Below are 19,486 nucleotides of genomic sequence, written 5' to 3' on the forward strand. Positions count from 1 at the left end.
CTGTGCCGCAACTCTTAAAGACTTGCGGCCTCAGCGCGTGGCGGAGGCCGCAAGTCTTTAAGAGTTGCCCCAGGTGGGAGGGGCGGGGTGGGCGGTGGTGTCAGTTGCCGAAGGTGTTGCACTGGCGGGGGTCGCCGGTGCGGTAGCCCTGGTCGAACCATTGCTGGCGTTGGGCGGAGGAGCCGTGGGTGAAGGCTTCCTGGTTGATGCGGCCGGTGGCCTTCTGCTGGATGGCGTCGTCGCCTACGGCGGCGGCGGCTTCGAGGGCCTGGTCGATGTCCTGCTGGGTGATGGACTTGAAGAGGGGCTGGCCGGTGGCGTCGGTGGTCTTGGCGGCCGCGTTGGCCCAGACTCCCGCGTAGCAGTCGGCCTGCAGTTCCATGGCGACGGAGTACTTGTTGGCGTTGGCGGGGTCGCGCTGCTGGGCACGGCGCACCTGGGCCTCGGTGCCGAGCAGGGTCTGGATGTGGTGGCCGTACTCGTGGGCCAGCACGTACGCCTGGGCGAACTGGCCCTTGGCGCCGAACCGGTTGGCCAGTTCGTCGTAGAAGCTCAGGTCGATGTAGACGTGGTTGTCGCCGGGGCAGTAGAACGGGCCGACACCGGCGGTGGCCGGACCGCACGCGGTGTTCACCGAGCCGGTGAAGAACCGGGTGGTCGCCGGCTGGTACGGCTGGCCGAGGTACTGCGGCATCGCGGAGCGCCAGTACGCCTGGATCGAGTTGATGTAGAGCAGGTTGCGGCAGGCCGGGTTGTCGAAGCGTTTCGGGTTCGACTTGTCACACTGCTGCGCCAGCGCGCTGCTGTTGACGTCGTTGGGGCCCGGCTGGTTCTGCTGCTGCTCGGGGGTCAGCCCGCCGACGCCGCTGAACAGGCTGGAGCCGCCGCCGGTGCAGATCAGGAAGCCGACGCAGAGCGCGCCGACCAGCAGTACCGCCATGCCGATCTTGCTTTTCATGAGCATCGGCAGCAGCCCGGCCAGGCAGCCCGCGCCCGCGCCGCCCATCCCGCCGCCGCCCCCGCCGCCTCCGCCGCCCATGGGTGGGAAGTTGAAGCCGCCTCCGCCGCGCCCGCCCCCGGCGCCACGCATGTCCTCGACCTGTGACGGGTCGAGTTCGGCGTTCTCGTTGATGCTCACGTTCGCCAGCGTAGGCAGTTTTGTGGCGAATCACACCCAAATCAGGCTGTCTCAAGGGTAAATGCCGTGGCAGGGCGGCTCGGGGTGCTCGGTAGACTGGAGTCTCCTTCCCGAAGCCACCCGGTGGCCCACCCCCGACCTGGGAGCAATACATGATCACGGCCACCGGTCTGGAACTGCGCGCCGGAGCGCGCATCCTGCTGGGGGACACCACCCTGCGCGTGCAGCCCGGCGACCGTATCGGTCTCGTCGGGCGCAACGGGGCTGGCAAGACCACCACGCTCAAGGTCCTCGCGGGCGAGGGCACCCCGTACGCGGGCAAGATCGACACCCGGGGCCCGGTCGGTTACCTGCCGCAGGACCCCCGCACCGGCGACCTCGGCATCACCGCCAGCGACCGGGTGCTGTCCGCGCGCGGGCTGGACGTGCTGCGCAACGAGATGAAGGAGCTGGAGGGCAAGCTCGCCGACGACGAGCGCTTCATGCGCCGCTACGGCCAGCTGGAGGACCAGTTCTCCGCGCTCGGCGGCTACGGCGCCGAGGCCGAGGCCGCCCGGATCTGCTCGAACCTGGGCCTGCCCGACCGGGTGCTCCAGCAGACCGTGGGCACCCTGTCCGGCGGTCAGCGCCGCCGTGTCGAACTGGCCCGCATCCTGTTCCGCGACGCCACCGAGACCGGCGGCGGCATCCTGCTGCTCGACGAGCCCACCAACCACCTCGACGCCGACTCCATCACCTGGCTGCGCGGCTTCCTCGGCGGCCACAAGGGCGGCCTCATCGTCATCTCCCACGACGCCTCGCTGCTGGAGGCCGTCGTCAACAAGGTGTGGTATCTCGACGCCAACCGCTCGGTCGTCGACGCGTACAACATGGGCTGGAAGACGTACCTGGAGGCGCGCGAGACCGACGAGCGCCGCCGCAAGCGCGAGCGGGCCAACGCGGAGAAGAAGGCCGGCGCGCTCATGGCGCAGGCCGACAAGCTGCGCGCGAAGGCCACCAAGACGATCGCGGCGCAGAACATGGCCAAGCGCGCCGAGAAGATGATCGCCGGGCTGGACGAGGTGCGGGCCACCGACAAGGTCGCCAAGGTGCGCTTCCCGACCCCGGCCGCCTGCGGCAAGACGCCGCTGACGGCGGAGGGACTGTCCAAGTCGTACGGTTCGCTGGAGATCTTCACCGACGTCGGCGTCGCGGTGGACCGTGGCTCGCGCGTGGTCATCCTGGGCCTCAACGGCGCGGGCAAGACCACCCTGCTGCGTATGCTCGCCGGCATCCTGGAGCCGGACACCGGCGAGGTCAAGGCGGGTCACGGCCTGCGCCTGGGCTACTACGCCCAGGAGCACGAGACCCTCGACGTCGAGCGCACCATCCTCGACCACATGCGCTCGGCCGCCCCCGAGCAGACCGACACCGAACTGCGCCGCATCCTGGGCGCGTTCCTGTTCAGCGGGGACGATGTGGACAAGCCCGCCGGAGTCCTGTCCGGTGGCGAGAAGACCCGCCTGGCCCTGTCCACCCTGGTCTGCTCCGGCGCGAACGTGCTCCTGCTCGACGAGCCCACCAACAACCTCGACCCGGTCAGCCGCGAGCAGGTCCTCGACGCCATCGCCCGCTACCCCGGCGCGATCGTCCTGGTCACCCACGACCCCGGCGCGGTCGCCGCCCTCAAACCCGACCGCGCCATCCTCCTCCCCGACGGCGACGAGGACGCCTGGTCCGACGACCTCCTCGAACTCGTCGAACTCGCCTGACCCCACCCCACCCCACCCGCCAGCCCCACCCCCCGCGCAACTCTTAAAGAGTCGCGGCCACCGGCACCTGCCGAGGCCGCGACTCTTTCAAAGTTGCGGACCGAAACGGCGCGCGCCGCGCGACGGGCCGTGGTGGCGAGGCGCGGCGGCGGGGTGGGCGGGTCACCAGGGGGTGGAGAGGACGGCTTCGATGATCATGGCGGAGAGGGCGCCTACGGCGACCAGGGTCAGTGGGGCGGGGACGGGGTCGCCGCCGGGGCGTTCGGGGGCGACGGCGGCGATGGTGAGCCACGGGAAGTAGGGGAGCCAGGCGTGTTCCGCGCCGCCGCGGGCCAGGCCCGCCCCGACCGAGAAGAGCACCGCGCCGGACGCGCCCACCAGGAACGGCCAGCCGGGGGTGTTGCGCACCTTGCGCAGGCTGGCGTAGATGGGCGGCCCGGCGGCCAGCAGCAGCGCGCACACGCTGATCAGGCCCCACCACAGGGCTGACCGGTGCGGCTCGATGCGCTGGGCGAAGTCGGCGTACGCGGTGCCGAGCCCGTCGGTCCAGGTGAAGCCCAGCCGGGCCGCGCCGAGCACCGGCAGCAGTACGCCGAGCCCGGCGAACATGTTCAGGGCGGCGCGGCGACGGGCGAAGTTCAGGAACACCACGGACAGCCCCAGCCACGCCACGGCGTACGAGAACAGTGCCGCCGTGCCCAGCAGCAGCCCGGCCAGCACCGCCCACGCCGCGGCCCGCCAGCCGTGGCGGCGGGTGGCGCGCACCCCGGCCAGCGTCATCGCCGCGCCGATGGTGGCCACCACGGCGTCCATCGACACCGCCGTCCACACCGCGTACGGCGCGAGCGCCAGCACGGGCGCGTACGGCCGCGCGGCGGCCTCGCCGCTCATGTCGCGTACGGCGGCCAGCACCATCGGCACCGACAGCGCCCCGACAGCGGTCACCAGCAGCCCCAGCGCCAGGTGGTCGGTGACCCCGAGCCGCTGCACGGCCCACAGCACCAGCACCGGCGCGGGCGGGTGCCCCCGGGTGGCCGCGGTGTGCTCGGCCGAGCGGTCCGTGAAGCTGCGCAGGTAGCCCAGCGGGTCGTCGCCGACCTCCTGCACGTCGCCCAGGTAACTGTCCGGGGTCAGCGACCGGGTCAGCCCGTCGGAGCCGTCGACGAGCGCCAGCGAGACGGCCCAGGCGAAGAACGCGACGGTCGCCCCGAGGCTGACCGCCCACCACGGCAGTCGATGGATCCAGCCGCGCCAGGCGGCGCCGAGCACGGCTGTCGCGACGACGGGCGCCAGCAACGACATCGGCGACAGTTCGAGGCGATAGCGGCCCAGAAACGGCGCGCTCGCGGTGCCCAGCCGGGCCCCGGCGCGCACCGCCAGCCAGGTCGCGAGCAGGCCGAATGTCACCAGCACGAACCAGCCGAACAGGTCTCGCCGTTCGCGGTCGCGGGTGCTCAGGGGGTCGACGGTGGTCACGGCGAGACACGCTATCGGGTACCCGACAGCACCGTGCGTGTCGGTTGGCATGGAATTGATATCTAGCGCATGATCGTCGGAGGCGGTCTAATAGGTTGGACCGCAAACCGCATCGTCCGGGACGTGAGGATTTCAACATGGCAGCCACCGGCACAGCTACCACCACCGAGAAGGGTCGCCGGATCGTCGGGACCGAACGCCAGACGCTCGCCAAGGACCTCGTGAAGCGCTACACGTCGGGTGAGTCCATCCGCGCGCTGGCCGCGTCGACTGGCCGTTCGTACGGATTCATCCACCGCGTGCTCACCGAGTCCGGAGTCGCGCTGCGTCAGCGCGGCGGAGCCCGTCGGCGCAAGAAGGCATGATTCACCCGCGCCACGCAGAGCTTGGGGAGCCGGTTGATGTCTGAGATGGCAGCGGCCGGCTTTCGCATCAGCCAGGACGGTCCGGTCGCGACGGTGACATTGGACCGCCCGGAGGTGCGCAACGCGCAGACCCCCGAGCTCTGGGCAGGTCTCGCCGAAGCCGCACGGGGGCTCGCCGGCGATGTGCGCGTCGTGGTGGTGCGCGGGGAAGGGCGGTCCTTCTCCGCGGGCCTCGACCTGAAAGTGGTGCAGGGCGGCGAGTTCCAGCAGCTCGCCACCGTCAGCCCGGAGGAGTGCGCGGACCGGATCGCCGGTTTCCAGCAGGCCTTCTCCTGGCTCCGCCGACCTGATCTGATCACCATCGCCGCGGTGCAGGGCCACGCCATCGGCGCGGGCTTCCAGCTCGCACTGGCCTGCGACCTGCGCATCGCCGCCGAAGACGCCCTGTTCGCCATGGCGGAGGTGACGCTGGGGCTCGTGCCGGACCTCACCGGCACCAAGCGCCTGGTGGAGCTCGTCGGCTACGCCCGCGCGCTGGAGCTGTGCGTGACGGGCCGCCGGGTCAACGCGGCCGAGGCCGACCGGATCGGCCTGGTCAACCTCGTGGTGGCGCGCGACGAGCTGGACGCCGCCGCGGCCGATCTGGCCAATGCCGTGCTGGCCGCGCCGCGTGACGCGGTCGTCGAGATCAAGGCCCTGCTGGCCGCCGCGGGCGGTCGCGGCTTCGCCGTGCAGGAGCGCGCGGAGCGCGAGGCGCAGACGCGCCGCATCCGCGACCTGGCCGGCCTGGGCGAGTGACTTTCCGGCGGTATCGGTTCCGCCATCCCTTTCCCGCACCGTGACCCACTCTTTCGGGCGTCATACGAGTGGCTGATTCGTCATGGTGGAAAGACGGCCGCTCTCTCCTTTCCGGTGAGCGGGCGGCATCGGCGTCGTGTGCCATTGTCTGCCCAGCGGAATAGTTAATGAGCCGGGCTAAGGAATTTTCGTTCGGCGGGCCACGTTGAGCGGCACGTCGGGTCTTTCGCAGTGGGAGGTTTCACCGGTGACATATCCGGGTGGGGGAGCGGGCATGGAGACGCTGATGCGGTCCATGCGCCGTGGGCAGACCGTCGAGAACCGCAAGATCGGCAAGCCCACCGCGAAGCGGATCCTGTCCTTCGCCCGGCCGTACCGCCGTGAGATCGCGTTCTTCCTGGTGACCATCGTCGTCGGCGCGGTCATCGGGGTGGCGACACCGCTGCTGGCGGGCCGGGTCGTCACCGCGATCACGCCCACGGACGGGGTCATGGCCGCGGGCGCGGGCCGGACCGTCGTCACGATCGCGGTCGTCATCGCGCTGCTGGCCCTCATCAGCGCCGGGCTGTCGCTGGTCGAGCGGTTCTACTCGGCCCGCATCGGCGAGGGCCTCATCTACGACCTGCGCACCCAGGTGTACGACCACGTGCAGCACATGCCGGTGCAGTTCTTCACCAGGGCGCAGACCGGCGCGCTGGTCAGCAGGCTCAACGGCGACGTGCTCGGCGCGCAGCGCGCGTTCACCTCGACGCTGTCCGGGGTCGTCGGCAACCTCATCCAGCTCGTGCTCACCGTGGTCGTCATGCTGACCCTGTCGTGGCAGATCACCGTGCTGTCGCTGATCCTGCTGCCGGTGTTCATCCTGCCCGCGCGGCGGGTCGGCCACCGGCTGGCCGAGATCACCAAGGAGTCGTACGACCTCGGCGCGAAGATGAACGCGACCATGACCGAGCGGTTCGGGGTGGCCGGGGCGCTGCTGGTGAAGCTGTTCGGCCGCCCCGAGACTGAGTCCGGCCGCTTCGCCGAGCGCGCCGGGCGGGTACGCGACATCGGCGTGCAGAGCGCCATGTACTCGCGCACCTTCTTCGCGGCCATGATGCTGGTCGCGGCGCTGGCCCAGGCCCTGGTCTACGGCCTGGGCGGCTGGTACGCCGTGCGGGGCAGCCTGGACGCGGGCGACGTCGTCGCGCTGGCGCTGCTGCTGACCCGCCTCTACGGCCCGATCACCGCGCTGTCGAACGTACGCATCGACGTGATGGGCGCGCTGGTCTCCTTCGACCGGGTCTTCGAGGTGCTCGACCTGCCGCCCGCGATCGCGGAGAAGCCCGGCGCGGTCGACGTGCCGCGGGGCTCCTCGAAGATCGAGTTCCGGGACGTCGCGTTCCGCTACCCGACCGCCGCCGAGATCTCGCTGGCCTCCCTGGAGGACGTCGCGACGCTGGAGCGCACCGTCACCGCCCCCGTGCTGCGCGGCGTCTCCTTCACCGTGGAACCCGGCCAGATGGTGGCGCTGGTCGGCAGCTCCGGCGCGGGCAAGTCCACCACCTCGATGCTGGTCAGCCGGATGTACGACGCCACCAGCGGCGCGGTGCTCGTCGGCGACGTCGACGTACGCGACGCCACGCTGCAGTCGCTGCGCGACACCATCGGCGTCGTCACCCAGGACGCGCACCTGTTCCACGAGACCATCGCGGAGAACCTGCGCTACGCCAAGCCCGACGCCACCGACGACGAGCTGTGGGCCGCGCTGGCGGCCGCGCAGATCGACACCCTGGTCCGGGCCACCCCCGACGGTCTCGACACCGTGGTGGGCGAGCGGGGCTACCGTTTCTCCGGCGGTGAGAAGCAGCGCATCGCCATCGCCCGCCTGCTGCTGAAGGCCCCCTCGATCGTCATCCTCGACGAGGCCACCGCCCACCTGGACTCCGAGAGCGAAGCCGCCGTCCAGCAGGCCCTGTCCACCGCCCTGGCCGGGCGCACCGCGCTGGTCATCGCCCACCGCCTGTCCACCGTCCGCGAAGCCGACCAGATCCTCGTCCTGGACCAGGGCCGCATCGTCCAGCGCGGCACCCACGAACAGCTCCTGGCCTCCGGCGGCCTCTACGCCGACCTCTACCGCACCCAGTTCACCACCACCCCCACCTCACCCCGGCTGGCCGACACGCCTGCCTGACGGGTCCCACGGCGCAGCGGGGCGGTCAGCGGCGGCCGAGGGTGTGGGCGCGGCCACGCCAGCGCAGGTGCAGCTCTCCACCGTGGAGGCGGGCGGCCGGGCCGCGGCGTGGCCGGGGCGCGGTCTCGCCGTCGTACGCCCACAGCAGCTCGCGTAGCGCGAGTTCGCGCGCGGCCGCGGCATCGCGCGGCGGGTGGGCGCGGGCGAAGTCCCAGCCGTCGCGCAGCGAACCCTGCGGCGCGCGCCCCGCCGCCCAGGCCGAGAACGTCCGCGCCCACTGCCCGGGGCCCGCCGCAGCGGCCAGCCGGGGCCAGGTCCGCGCGACCTCCTCGGCCCGCTTGCGCAGCAGCGCGTCCCGCGTCGCGCCGACCGCCGCGGCATCGAAGCCGGCGGGCATCGCGGCTCCGGCCACCAGTGCGCGGACCAGCTCCTCCTGCCGCCGCGCCAGCCCACCGCCACCAGCGCCGACCGGGTGCCCTCGCAGCGCGATCCCGTCACCGCCGGCACCGACCGGCACCCGCTGCCGGGCGGGCTCGTCACCGGCCCGGCCGACCGTTGCGCCGCCGGTCATCGGGCCGGGGCTCCGGTGATCGCCGGGTAGCCGGTCGCGGCGGACAGGGCGTCGAGTTCGGCGCGCAGGGCCGCGGCGGGCGGGTAGTGGCCGTCGCGCTCCAGCAGGACCGCGGGCGGGCGCTGGCGCGCGCACAGCTCGCCCAGCAGCTCCAGCACCTCGCCGGGCACCGGGTCGGTATGCGTGTCGTGGTACCGCCCCTCGTGCAGGCGGCCCCCGGCGACGTGCACGTACGCCATGCGCTCCAGCGGGAGCCGGGTCAGCAGATCGACCGGGTCCTCGCCCCGGTTGAGCGCGTTGGCGTACACGTTGGCGATGTCGAGCAGCAGCAGCGCGTCGGTGCGTTCCAGGATCTCGGTGAGGAACGCGGCCTCGGTCAGCTCGTCGTCGGGCCAATCGAACAGCGCCGCGATCGGCTCCAGCGCCAGCGGCACGCCGAGCTCGGCGGTGGTGCGCGCGACGTTGGCGACCACCGCGTCGACGGCCTCGCGGCTGCGCGGCAGCGGCAGCAGGTGACCGGCCTCCACGCCGCCCGCGCGTACGTACGCGATGTGCTCGCTGACCAGCGGTGCGCCGACGGCGCGGGCAGCGGCGGCCAGGTGCTCGACCCGGTGCGGGTCGACCGGCTCGGCTCCGCCGAGGGACAGCTTCACCCCGTGCGGCACCACGGCGACACCGGCCGCGAGCAGCTTCGCCAGCGCCTCCGGGGGCTCACCGGAGTGCGGTAGCGACTCGGCGACGACCTCGACGAAACGCAGGCCGGGCAGCTCGGCGACGAAGCCGGAGATCTCGGGGCGCCAGCCGATGCCGATGCCCCGTCCGGCCAGCGGGGTCATCCTCCGCACCCGCCTCCGCCGCACGAGGAGCCGCCGCCGCATGAGGAACCGCTGCTGCAGGAGGAACCGCCGCCGCTGTCGCCGCCGCTCGATCCGCCGCCGTCGGAGCCGCTGTAGAAGGGGCCGTACGCGCCGCTGGTGTCGTCGCGCTCCGGGATCTCGCTCTCCCCGGCGAAGGCAGGGTCGGCGGCCCACAGCACGGCGGTGCCGAACAGGCCGACCGCCAGCGCGGTCTGCGCCGGGCCGTAGGTGTCCCAGGCGGGCCGCGACGCGGGGCGCAGGTGGTTGAAGTGGCGCTTGGCCTGGAGCAGCGCGTTCTCGGCGGCCCTGGTACGGCGCGGCTTGCGCACGAACAGCACCAGGCCGAGGATGCCGACCGGGATCACCAGCAGCACCAGGAACGTCACCGGGCGGTCGTTGGCGATCCCGGAGAGGATCCGGACCACGCCGACCGCGAACAGCGCGAGCAGGAGCAGCGGGCCGCGCCGGGCGCGGGACACCACGTCGGGACCGACGGTGAGGCCGCCGCGGCGCAGCTCCTCGCCGATGGCGGCCAGCGCCTCGGCCACCGAGCGGTCGGTGTGCAGCTCCTTGGTGCGCAGCCCGTTGCCCACGGCGTGCAGCACCGCGGCGTCCAGCGGGGTGCCGCCCGGCGGCAGCCCGCCGGTGCGGGTGAGCCGCCCGGCGCTGTCGGCCGCCACGACACCGCTCTGGCGCAGGAAGGTCAGCGACGAGTACACCGCCAGCGCCGCGCCGCCGTTGAGGTAGGCCGTGTGCTGCGGGGACAACTGGTCCACGCGGACCTGGCCGGGTCCGGCGAACAGGCGGGACCGGTGGATCAGCGTGCCCACCAGCACCACCGCCGCGGCGGCCGCGAACAGCATCAGGAAGGTGGGGCCAGAGATGCCCCAGGTGTCCGCCACGGGAGCTCCTTCGACGAGGGAGCCCTCATGATGGACCATCGCCGCAATCAGCGGGAGACCAGGACGCTCAGGCAGGTGACGCAGCCTTCGAGCTTCTCGAACTCGCCGATGTCCACCACGACCGGCGTGTATCCGAGATCGGCCAGCAGCTCGGCGGTGCGCGGCGCGGACGCGGCCAGCAGCACCCGGTCGCCGCCGAGCGGCACCACGTGGCTGCCGCCCTCCTCCTCGACCGGCCGCACGGCGGGGAACAGCCCCGTCGGCACCAGGTGCGGCAGGGCCAGGAAGGTGCCGTCGGGCAGCGCGGTGACCGCGGACTTCAGGTGCAGCACCGCGCCGAGCGGCACCGGCACGACGGTGCGTCCCAGCGGGGCGAGCAGCGCCCGCAGCTGGCGGATGCCCTCGGCGTTGGTGCGCCCGCCGCGTCCGACGTAGACGGTCGTGCCGACCTGGAGCACGTCGCCGCCCTCCAGGGTGCCCGGCTCGGCGATGTGCGCGGTGCGCAGGCCCAGTTCCAGTACGGCCTGCTCGACGCCGGAGATCTCGCCGCGGCGGGCCGGGGCCCCGGGGTGGGTCAGCACGGCGAGGTCGTCGACGACCACCACCGCGTCCTCGACGAAGACCGCGTCGGGGCAGTCGTCGGCGGCCGGGGCCGGGTAGACCTCCCACCCGGCCGAGGCCAGCGCGTCGGCGTACGCCATGTGCTGGGCGCGGGCCAGGGACAGGTCGATGTCGCTGCGGCCGATGTGGGTGACGATGCCGTCGGCGAGCCGGGAACCGGGCTCGCGGACCAGGGCGGTTCTCATCTCTTACGTAGTACCAGGAAGACCACCAGCGCGACCACCACCACGGTGGCGCAGCAGACCGTGCCGCCGAGGAGCAGATGCCAAGGTTTGAGGGCGCCCATGGGCGGCACTGTAGCGGCCGAAAGCTCTCCAGAAAATATCTTGTCGATGCGTGGATCTCGTGGCTAATGTCGGCGGTACACGGGAAAGGAGGTGGTCCAGCTTTGAGTAGCTACAGGACACGTGAGGTGGCTGCCCGCTAGGCGGCTGTCATCGACTGCACTTCTGTCGATACCTGAAGGTTCGACTGGAGCGTCGAGGCCGTGTGTCAGCGGCCCTGGCGAATCCAAGGGAGCCACCCGATTCCCGGGGGAACGTCCGGTTTGTCCAGCCGGCCCGCGCACCCGCGCGGTACCCCCGGGTTTCGTCATTCCCGGAGCCGGATGTCCGCTTCAGCGGCGGCGGACGGTCTCCTCGATCAGGTCCAGCACCGGGCCGAAGTCGTCGGCCGAGCCGCCCATCGCCAGCCGCTTGACCAGCCCGTCGTACGCCAGCTCCAGGAAGTGCGCCAGCACGTCCAGCGGCACGTCCTCGCGCAGCACGCCGGCGCCGGCCTGACGCTGCAGGCGCTCGCGGGTCGCGGTGTCGATCGCCTCGCTGTGCTGCGCCCACCGCTTGGCGAACGCGGGGTCCGTGCGCAGCCGCCGGGCCACCTCCAGCTGCGTGCCCAGCCAGCCGGCCGCGTCGGGGTCCTGGGCGTGCGCCAGCAGGTCCCGCATCACCTGGACCAGGCCGTTCGCGGCGACCGTGGCGGCCATCTCGACCGCGTCGTCCTCGGCGACGGCCAGGAACAGCGAGTCCTTGTCTCGGAAGTGGTGGAAGATCGCGCCCCGGGACAGCCCGGTCGCCTGCTCCAGGCGGCGCACCGTGGCGCCCTCGTAGCCGTAGCGGGCGAAGCAGGCGCGGGCCGCGGCGAGGATCTCGTGGCGGCGCGCATCGAGCTGATCCTGACTCACCCTGGGCACATGCCGATCTTCGCAGGTCGGCCCGGCACATGCAATCCGTACGTACGGCTTGACACCTGGTAGGGGCCCGGCCACCGCCGATGATGGCAGATCTAGGACGCAATGCGCGCGTGACCGTCGCATGGAAGAATCCTCCGCGGCCGGCGTGCGTTGAGCGTCGGGGACAGTAAGGCGACACCGTGCGAACCGTTGCAGGCCAAGGGTCTGCGGCCCGCCGGGGAGGAAACGAGCTGTGGACCTGGAACAGTTGACCGAGACCTGGGTGCCGACCTGGGTGATGGTGCTGGTGGTGTCGATCCTGACGATCTCCCTGCTGATCGGCGTGCCGCTGGCACGCTCGGCCGGGCGGCGGCGAGGCGTCCGGCTGGCCAACCCGGGCGGGTACGCCACCCGCGCGGACAAGGCCAAGGACACCGGCCTGTTCCTGGCCGCGCTGATCCCGACGCTGCTGGTCTGGCTCGCCGTGATGGGCGTGTCCTTCATCGGCCTCACCGGCTTCGCCAACGACGTCATGGGCTGGAACCACTGGACCAACGTCCTGGTCCCGCTCAGCCTCGACGGCATCAGCATCTCCTTCGGCGCGTGGGCGTTCGTCGCGGTCAAGCGCGGGCGGCACCCCGGCCGGGCATACAAGATCGTGCTCGCCGCGGCGACCGTCTCGGCGACCCTGAACTTCGTGCACGGCCGCGACAAGTGGTCCATCTGGGCGGGCCTCTACCTGGCGTTCCTGTCGTTCGCGGGCATGGCGATGTTCCACGAGCTGCTCGACCAGTTCATGGCCGGCTACGACGACGAGGTCGCGCTCAAGACCCGCTACCCGCGCTTCGGCCAGCGCTGGTTCTACGCGCCGATCTCCACGTTCTCCGCGCGCCGGGCCTGGATCGTGCACCCGCCCGCCGAGGGGCTGCGGCCCAGCGTGCGCAACGCGCTGACGCACCTGGAGGACACCCGCGAGGCCAAGCGCCAGCGGCGGCTGTACGGCGCGCAGCTGGTGCGCGAGGAGCAGCAGGCCAAGCTGGTCGAGGTCCACGCCCGCGCCGAGGTGCGCCGGGCCCGCTCGGCGAGCTGGCGTCCCGGGGCCGCACCGGGCACCGTGCCCCAGGTGTCGCACCAGCCGATGCCCCACCAGCCCATGCCGCCCCACCAGCCTGTCCCACACCACCAGCCCGTGCCGCCACACGACCCCGTGTCGCACCAGCAGAATGTTCCGCACCTGCAGAACGGGCACCAGCAGAACGGGCACGAGCCTTACCCGCCGCAGTCCCTGTACCAGCCGACGCCGCAACAGGAAGCCGTCACCGAGCCCCCGCCGGCCTACCAGCCGGAGCCCGCAGCGGTGCCGCAGGACCTGGTGCCGGAGCGCGACGAGCGGGGTACGGTCCTCGGCCCGGACCTGCGGGCCACCCTGGAGTCGGTGTGGAGCGCGCCGACCGGCCGCGAGCCGATGGGGCACCGGCCGCTGTCGGACACCAGCGAGATCACCTCGCGCGGCATGCTCAACCACCTCCAGGAGCCGGTCCAGCGGATGATCGCCGAAGCGGACGCGCGTGGCGAGCAGGTCAGCGTGGCCTTCGTCCGCGAGTGGACGGCCCGCGAATACGGGCGTACGCCGGGGGAGAACTGGGCCCGCAACCAGATCAAGGCAGTCCGGCAGCGCGATGCCCTCGGCGTGGACGCGGATCTGGTGTGACCAGGCATCGATTTCGTTTCCGCGGGGTTTCCCGCACAAAGGGGGGCTTCACCAGCGTGTCCTGAGTCACGTAAGGTGCCCGCGTGCCTCTGTTGCTGTTGGACCTCGACAACACACTGGTCGACCGCGAGGGCGCCTTCCGGATGTGGGGTACTCGGTTCCTGTCCGAGATCAGCGCCCCGCCGTACGACATCGACTGGTTGGTGGACGCCGACGCGGACGGCCTGACCTCGCGCTGGGACCTGGCCGACGCGATCCGTGACCGGTATCGACTGCGCAACTCCGTGATCGACCTGGTCGAGGAGTTGCACGAGGGGCAGATCGAGGCCACCCGGCTGGACCCGATGGTCGGGGCCGCGCTGCGGATCGCCGCCGAGGCGGGCTGGGTCCCGGTGATAGTCACCAACGGTGAGACCCGCCAGCAGGAAGCCAAGATCCGGCGTACCGGACTGGACCGGTTCGTGGCCGACTGGGTCGTCTCGCAGGAGGTCGACTGCCGCAAGCCCAACCCGCGCATCTTCGAGATCGCCGCGGAGCGGGCCCGGATGCGGCTGCGCGGCGCCTGGCTGATCGGCGACAGCCCCGAAGCCGACATCGGCGGCGCGACCACCATCGGCATCCCCAGCGTATGGATCCACCGCGGCCGCCAGTGGACCGAGCGCCGCTTCGGCCCGACCCGCATCGCCGAGGGCGCGATCCAGGCCGTGGCCGCGGTCCTCGCCGCCGACCCGCCCCACCGGATGGCCCGCTGACCCGGTGTGACGCGGGTCGCTCCGGAAAATCGGTTGACAGGTGCGGGGAGGTGGCGGAAGACTCGTCCGCGTTGTGCGAGATCCCGGAAACTGATCCGGGTCGAGAGAGAAGGGGGTTGAGCCGAATGGTTGCCGTCGCTGTGCGCTGCGCACTTTCCGCCTCTTTCTTCTTCTCTCCGACCGAGGAGCTTTTCCAGTGCGAGAGCACGACTTTCCGCGCGCCGGCCGCGTCAACCGCCGGAACCGCTTCGACGACGAACTGACCTTCGAGAAGTCGCACGCCGAGGACGTCGAGTGGGACGAGACCCCCGACAAGCCCGAATTCGGTGATCGCTGGTCCACCTGGGACCTGTCGACGCCCACCGAGCGCGGGCCGTTGCCGCACCCCGACTGGCTCGTCACCGAGCTGGCCGCGGTCGACGTGGAACGCGGGGTCCTGAAGACCGGCAAGGAGGCCGACGTCTTCCTGCTGCACCGCCACGTGCCCGGCACCGACCGGGGCTGCCTGCTGGCGGCCAAGCGCTACCGCAGCCACGACCACCGCATGTTCCACCGCGACTCCGGCTACCTCGAAGGCCGCCGCGACAAGGAGTCCCGGGTCAACCGGGCCATGGCCAACCGCAGCGCGTTCGGCAAGGAGGCCATCGCCGGGCAGTGGGCGGCGGCCGAGTTCGGCGCGCTGGCCCGGCTGTGGGAGATCGCGCGGCAGCTCGACGTCGCGCCGTTCACCCCGTACCCGGTGCAGATCCTGGGCACCGAGGTGCTGCAGGAGTTCATCGGCGCGCCCGACGGCACCGCCGCGCCCCGGCTCGCCCAGGTCCGCACCGACGAGAACGGCCTGGCCGACCTGTGGGCGCAGCTCATGCTCGGCCTGACCGTACTGGCCAGGGCCGGGTTCGCGCACGGCGACCTGTCGCCGTACAACATCCTCGTGCACGAGGGGCGGCTGGTCATCATCGATCTGCCGCAGATCGTGGACGTGGTGGCCAACCCGCAGGGCAAACGGTTCCTGGCCCGCGACGTGCACAACGTGGCGACCTGGTTCACCGCCCGCGGCCTGACCGGCCTCGACGAGGCGGCCATCACGGCCGAACTCCTCGCCGAAGCAGGCATGCGCACCTGACCCGCGCGGCGGGGCGATGATCGCTGTTTCCGGTCAGAAGCTGTGGTTAGACCGCACTTTCTGACCGGAAACAGCGATCATCGTCTGTCGTGGCTGGGCCGCCCGCGCTGGCCGGGGCGGGGTCAGCGGACGCGGCCTCGGGGCTTGAGCTGGGCGTTGGGGAGTACGGGGGCGGGTAGCGGGGGGCCGTTGTAGCCGGTCACCTGGCCGAAGCGGGGGTCCGCCGCCATCCACTGCTCGCGGGCGGCGGCGACGTCGTCATGGCTGCGCCCGACGAAGTTCCACCACATCACGATCTCCTCAGCGAACGGCTCCCCGCCGAGCAGCAGCACCCGCGCCGGGTCGTCCGCCGCCACATCGAGCGAGGTCCGCTCGCGGCCGAGGTAGAGCAGGGTGCCGGGCTCCAGCGGTACGCCGTCGACGTGGGCGGTGCCGTCCAGCACCAGCGCCGCGTACTCGAAATCGGGGCGCAGCGGCAGTGTGATCGCCGTGTGCGCGGTCAGTGCGGCTTCCGCGCCGACCAGCGGGGTGTACGCCGTCGCGGGCGACACCGCGCCCAGCAGCTCACCCATGATCACTGTCACGACGGCCCCGTCCAGCGCGACGACAGGCAGGTCAGGGTGGTGCTCGAAGGCCGGGGCGACCGCACGAGCCGCCTCCGGCAGGGCCACCCACAACTGCACACCGTGCAGCGGCGTGGTGCGCGGCACGGGCGACTCCTCAGAGTGCGAGATGCCGTGCCCAGCCGTCATCAGGTTGAGCTGACCCGGCCGCACCAGCGCCCTGCTGCCGACGCTGTCGCGGTGCAGCACCTCACCCTCGACCAGCCAGGTGACCGTCTGCAGCCCGGTGTGCGGATGCGGCGCTACGCGCATGTCGTGCTCAGCGGGCCCGTACTGGTCGACGAAACACCACGCCCCGACCATGCGCCGATCCTTGTGCGGCAACGTCCGGCTGACCACCATCCCGCGCGGCCCACCGAGCACCACCTCGCGCCCCGGCATCAGCTCATGCGTCGGCCCCTCCGGCGCCGCCTCGCCCCCGCAAGCAGTCTCCACCGGCGCAGCCTCGACGTTGCTCATGCAACTACCCTAGCCCCGCCGCTCCGCCCCATCCAAGATCGCCGTTTCGTGTCACTTCCCCGGGTCAGACCACAGGTTTCGACACGAACCGGCGATCATGCCCCGGCCCCGCGCCCAGAGCGAAGGAAGGGCGCCTTCCCCACGCAGAACGCGTGGGGAAGGTGCCCTTCCTTCCTGGCTACGGGCCGGTCAGCTCGCGAGCATGCGGCGCAGGACGTAGTGGAGGATGCCGCCGTGGCGGTAGTAGTCCGCCTCGCCGGGGGTGTCGATGCGGACGACCGCGTCGAAGCTGACACCCGTGTCGGTGGTGACCTTGACCGTCTTCGGGGTGGTGCCCGTGTTCAGGGCCTCCACGCCGGTGAAGGTGAAGGTCTCGGTGCCGGTCAGGCCGAGCGAGTCGGCGGTCTGCCCGGCCGGGTACTGCAGCGGGAGCACGCCCATGCCGATGAGGTTCGAGCGGTGGATGCGCTCGTACGACTCGGCGATGACGGCCTTGACGCCCAGCAGCGCGGTGCCCTTGGCGGCCCAGTCCCGCGACGAGCCGGAGCCGTACTCCTTGCCCGCCAGGATGACCAGCGGGATGCCGGCGGCCTGGTAGTTCTGGCTGGCGTCGTAGATCGTGGCGACCGGGGCGTCCGCGACGGTGAAGTCACGGGTGAAGCCGCCCTCGGTGCCGGGTGCGATCTGGTTGCGCAGCCGGATGTTGGCGAACGTGCCCCGGATCATCACCTCGTGGTTGCCGCGGCGCGACCCGTACGAGTTGAAGTCCTTGCGGTCCACCCCGTGCTCGGCCAGGTACGTGCCCGCCGGGGAGTCCGCCTTGATGGAGCCGGCGGGGGAGATGTGGTCGGTGGTGACCGAGTCGCCCAGCTTCGCCAGCACCTTCGCGCCCGCGATGTCGCCGACCGGCCCCGGCTGCGCCGCCATGCCCTCGAAGTAGGGGGGCTTGCGCACGTAGGTCGAGTCACCGGCCCAGGCGAACGTGTCACCGGTCGGCGTCGGCAGGCCCTGCCAGCGCTCGTCGCCCGCGAACACGTCGGCGTAGTCCTTGGTGAACATCTCCGCCGAGATGGACTTGTTGATGGTGTCCTGCACCTCGGCCGGGGTCGGCCAGATGTCGCGCAGGTACACCGGCTGCCCGTCGGCGTCGACGCCGAGCGGGTCGCTGGACAGGTCGATGTCCATGGTGCCGGCGATGGCGTACGCCACCACCAGTGGCGGGGACGCCAGGTAGTTCATCTTGACGTCGGGGTTGATCCGGCCCTCGAAGTTGCGGTTGCCGGACAGCACCGACACCACCGCGAGGTCGGACGCGTTGACCGCGGCGCTGACCTCCTCCGGCAGCGGGCCGGAGTTGCCGATGCAGGTCACGCAGCCGTAGCCGACCAGGTGGAAGCCGAGCTTCTCCAGGTACGGCACGAGGTCGGCCTTGTGGTAATAGTCCATGACGACCTTGGAACCGGGCGCCAGCGTGGTCTTCACCCACGGCTTGGCGCGCAGGCCCCGCTCGACGGCCTTCTTGGCCAGCAGCGCCGCACCCAGCATGACCTGCGGGTTCGACGTGTTGGTGCAGGAGGTGATCGAGGCGATCACGACCGCGCCGTGGTCGAGCTGGTACGTCGTGCCGTCGGCCGCGGTCACCGGCGTCGGGCTGCTGGCCCGCGCGAGGCTCTGCGCAGGGGAGTCCGATGCGGGGAAGCTCTCCTTGCCCGCCTCGTCGTCGTCCTCGTCGGTGACGTAGTCCGGCAGCACCGAGCGGAACGCGGTCTTGGCGTTGGTCAGCTCGACGCGGTCCTGCGGGCGCTTCGGGCCGGCGATGCTCGGCACGACGGTCGCCAGGTCCAGCTCCAGGTACTCGGAGTAGGACGGCTCGACCGACGGGTCGTGCCACAGGCCCTGCTCCTTGGCGTACGCCTCGACCAGGGCGATCTGCTCGGCCGAGCGGCCGGTCAGCTCCAGGTAGGCGATCGTCTCCGCGTCGATCGGGAAGATCGCGCAGGTGGAGCCGAACTCGGGGCTCATGTTGCCGATGGTGGCCCGGTTGGCCAGCGGCACCGCGGTGACGCCGGGGCCGTAGAACTCGACGAACTTGCCGACCACGCCGTGCTTGCGCAGCTGCTGGGTGATGGTGAGCACCAGGTCGGTGGCGGTGGTGCCCGACGGCAGCTCGCCGAACAGCTTGAAGCCGACGACCTTGGGGATCAGCATGCTGACCGGCTGGCCCAGCATCGCGGCCTCGGCCTCGATGCCGCCGACGCCCCAGCCCAGCACGCCCAGGCCGTTGACCATCGTGGTGTGCGAGTCGGTGCCGACCACGGTGTCCGGGTAGGCCTGGCCGTTGCGCGGCATGATCACGCGGGCCAGGTGCTCGATGTTCACCTGGTGCACGATGCCGGTGCCCGGCGGCACGACCTTGAACTCGTTGAACGCGGTCTGACCCCAGCGCAGGAACTGGTAGCGCTCCTGGTTGCGGCCGTACTCGATCTCGACGTTGCGCTCGAAGGCGTCCTGGCGGCCGAACACGTCGGCGATGACCGAGTGGTCGATGACCAGCTCGGCCGGCGCCAGCGGGTTGACCTTGGAGGCGTCGCCGCCCAGGTCGCGGACGGCCTCGCGCATGGTGGCCAGGTCGACGACGCAGGGCACGCCGGTGAAGTCCTGCATGAGGACGCGGGCGGGCGTGAACTGGATCTCCACGCTGGGCTCGGCGGTGGGGTCCCAACCACCCAGCGCGCGGATGTGATCGGCGGTGATGTTGGCGCCGTCTTCGGTGCGGAGCAGGTTCTCCAGCAGGATCTTCAAGCTGAAGGGCAGCCGCTCGTGGCCCTCCACCTTGGTGATCTGGAAGATCTCGTAGCCGGCGTCACCGACGCGCAGCTCACTCTTGGCACCGAACGTGTCGAGGCTCGCCACGTCGTACTCCTTCACAGCGGGTCTTGTTTCCACCTGAGTCTTTCGCAGGGGCTGGCACGTCAGCAGGTAAGGCAATGCTTACCGG

Annotated in this window: 16 protein-coding genes; 7 read left to right on the forward strand and 9 right to left on the reverse strand. The window is 71.5% G+C overall.

Going from position 1 to position 19,486, the window contains the following annotated elements; all coding sequences use genetic code 11:
* Positions 1-100: 100 nt before the first annotated feature.
* Positions 101-1,138, reverse strand: a complete 1,038-nt coding sequence (gene ypfJ / locus HAV40_RS33520) for a KPN_02809 family neutral zinc metallopeptidase (protein ID WP_166388310.1) — start codon at positions 1,136-1,138, stop codon at positions 101-103.
* A gap of 152 nt (positions 1,139-1,290) precedes the next feature.
* Between ypfJ and HAV40_RS33525 the strand changes: the two genes are divergently transcribed.
* Positions 1,291-2,889, forward strand: a complete 1,599-nt coding sequence (locus HAV40_RS33525; protein WP_166388311.1) for an ABC-F family ATP-binding cassette domain-containing protein — start codon at positions 1,291-1,293, stop codon at positions 2,887-2,889.
* Positions 2,890-3,051: 162 nt separating this feature from the next.
* On the opposite strand, the gene HAV40_RS33530 is transcribed toward HAV40_RS33525, so the two are convergent.
* Positions 3,052-4,365: a hypothetical protein gene (locus HAV40_RS33530; protein ID WP_239085781.1), complete on the reverse strand. Its 1,314-nt coding sequence runs from the start codon at positions 4,363-4,365 to the stop codon at positions 3,052-3,054.
* Positions 4,366-4,502: 137 nt separating this feature from the next.
* On the opposite strand from HAV40_RS33530, the gene HAV40_RS33535 reads away from it, so the two are divergent.
* The 3 genes from HAV40_RS33535 to HAV40_RS33545 all read left to right on the forward strand — a co-directional run bounded on the left by HAV40_RS33535 (position 4,503) and on the right by HAV40_RS33545 (position 7,701).
* Positions 4,503-4,730: a helix-turn-helix domain-containing protein gene (locus tag HAV40_RS33535; protein WP_120315961.1), complete on the forward strand. Its 228-nt coding sequence runs from the start codon at positions 4,503-4,505 to the stop codon at positions 4,728-4,730.
* 45 nt (positions 4,731-4,775) lie between these two features.
* Complete coding sequence (locus HAV40_RS33540; protein WP_166388360.1) at positions 4,776-5,528, forward strand: enoyl-CoA hydratase/isomerase family protein; 753 nt, start codon at positions 4,776-4,778, stop codon at positions 5,526-5,528.
* 274 nt (positions 5,529-5,802) lie between these two features.
* Positions 5,803-7,701 carry an ABC transporter ATP-binding protein gene (locus HAV40_RS33545; RefSeq protein WP_203671046.1) on the forward strand — a complete coding sequence of 633 codons (1,899 nt, stop codon included), beginning with the start codon at positions 5,803-5,805 and terminating at the stop codon, positions 7,699-7,701.
* Between the two features lie 25 nt (positions 7,702-7,726).
* On the opposite strand, the gene HAV40_RS33550 is transcribed toward HAV40_RS33545, so the two are convergent.
* The 5 genes from HAV40_RS33550 to HAV40_RS33570 all read right to left on the reverse strand — a co-directional run bounded on the left by HAV40_RS33550 (position 7,727) and on the right by HAV40_RS33570 (position 11,841).
* Entirely contained in the window at positions 7,727-8,272 is a 546-nt protein-coding gene (locus tag HAV40_RS33550; RefSeq protein ID WP_166388313.1) for an SCO6045 C-terminal-like domain-containing protein, read from the reverse strand.
* The gene (locus HAV40_RS33555) at positions 8,269-9,108 is read right to left on the reverse strand and encodes an MbnB/TglH/ChrH family RiPP precursor modification enzyme (protein ID WP_166388314.1); all 840 of its coding nucleotides are present in this window, start codon (positions 9,106-9,108) and stop codon (positions 8,269-8,271) included. Before HAV40_RS33555 ends, HAV40_RS33550 begins: the two co-directional genes overlap by 4 nt.
* Positions 9,105-10,031 carry a TIGR04222 domain-containing membrane protein gene (locus HAV40_RS33560; RefSeq protein ID WP_239085780.1) on the reverse strand — a complete coding sequence of 309 codons (927 nt, stop codon included), beginning with the start codon at positions 10,029-10,031 and terminating at the stop codon, positions 9,105-9,107. Before HAV40_RS33560 ends, HAV40_RS33555 begins: the two co-directional genes overlap by 4 nt.
* 47 nt (positions 10,032-10,078) lie before the next feature.
* On the reverse strand, positions 10,079-10,837 hold the full coding sequence (gene ddaH / locus HAV40_RS33565) for a dimethylargininase (protein WP_166388316.1): 759 nt from the start codon (positions 10,835-10,837) through the stop codon (positions 10,079-10,081).
* 431 nt (positions 10,838-11,268) lie between these two features.
* Positions 11,269-11,841, reverse strand: a complete 573-nt coding sequence (locus HAV40_RS33570) for a TetR/AcrR family transcriptional regulator (RefSeq protein WP_155386832.1) — start codon at positions 11,839-11,841, stop codon at positions 11,269-11,271.
* Between the two features lie 232 nt (positions 11,842-12,073).
* Here HAV40_RS33570 and HAV40_RS33575 point away from each other — a divergent pair, with 232 nt between their 5' ends.
* From HAV40_RS33575 to HAV40_RS33585, 3 genes are all read left to right on the forward strand, one after another.
* Positions 12,074-13,531, forward strand: coding sequence for a DUF2637 domain-containing protein (locus tag HAV40_RS33575; RefSeq protein WP_166388317.1), 1,458 nt, complete (start codon positions 12,074-12,076; stop codon positions 13,529-13,531).
* Positions 13,532-13,614: 83 nt separating this feature from the next.
* Positions 13,615-14,283, forward strand: coding sequence for an HAD family hydrolase (locus HAV40_RS33580; RefSeq protein WP_155386834.1), 669 nt, complete (start codon positions 13,615-13,617; stop codon positions 14,281-14,283).
* Between the two features lie 196 nt (positions 14,284-14,479).
* Complete coding sequence (locus tag HAV40_RS33585; protein WP_166388318.1) at positions 14,480-15,406, forward strand: serine protein kinase RIO; 927 nt, start codon at positions 14,480-14,482, stop codon at positions 15,404-15,406.
* 122 nt (positions 15,407-15,528) lie between these two features.
* On the opposite strand, the gene HAV40_RS33590 is transcribed toward HAV40_RS33585, so the two are convergent.
* Both HAV40_RS33590 and acnA read right to left on the reverse strand, forming a co-directional pair.
* Positions 15,529-16,488, reverse strand: coding sequence for a pirin family protein (locus HAV40_RS33590; RefSeq protein WP_166388319.1), 960 nt, complete (start codon positions 16,486-16,488; stop codon positions 15,529-15,531).
* 189 nt (positions 16,489-16,677) lie between these two features.
* Positions 16,678-19,416 carry an aconitate hydratase AcnA gene (gene acnA, locus HAV40_RS33595; protein ID WP_166388320.1) on the reverse strand — a complete coding sequence of 913 codons (2,739 nt, stop codon included), beginning with the start codon at positions 19,414-19,416 and terminating at the stop codon, positions 16,678-16,680.
* Positions 19,417-19,486: the final 70 nt, after the last annotated feature.

The organism is Catellatospora methionotrophica (assembly GCF_011297335.1).
In the GTDB taxonomy this organism is placed as follows: Bacteria; Actinomycetota; Actinomycetes; order Mycobacteriales; family Micromonosporaceae; genus Catellatospora; species Catellatospora methionotrophica.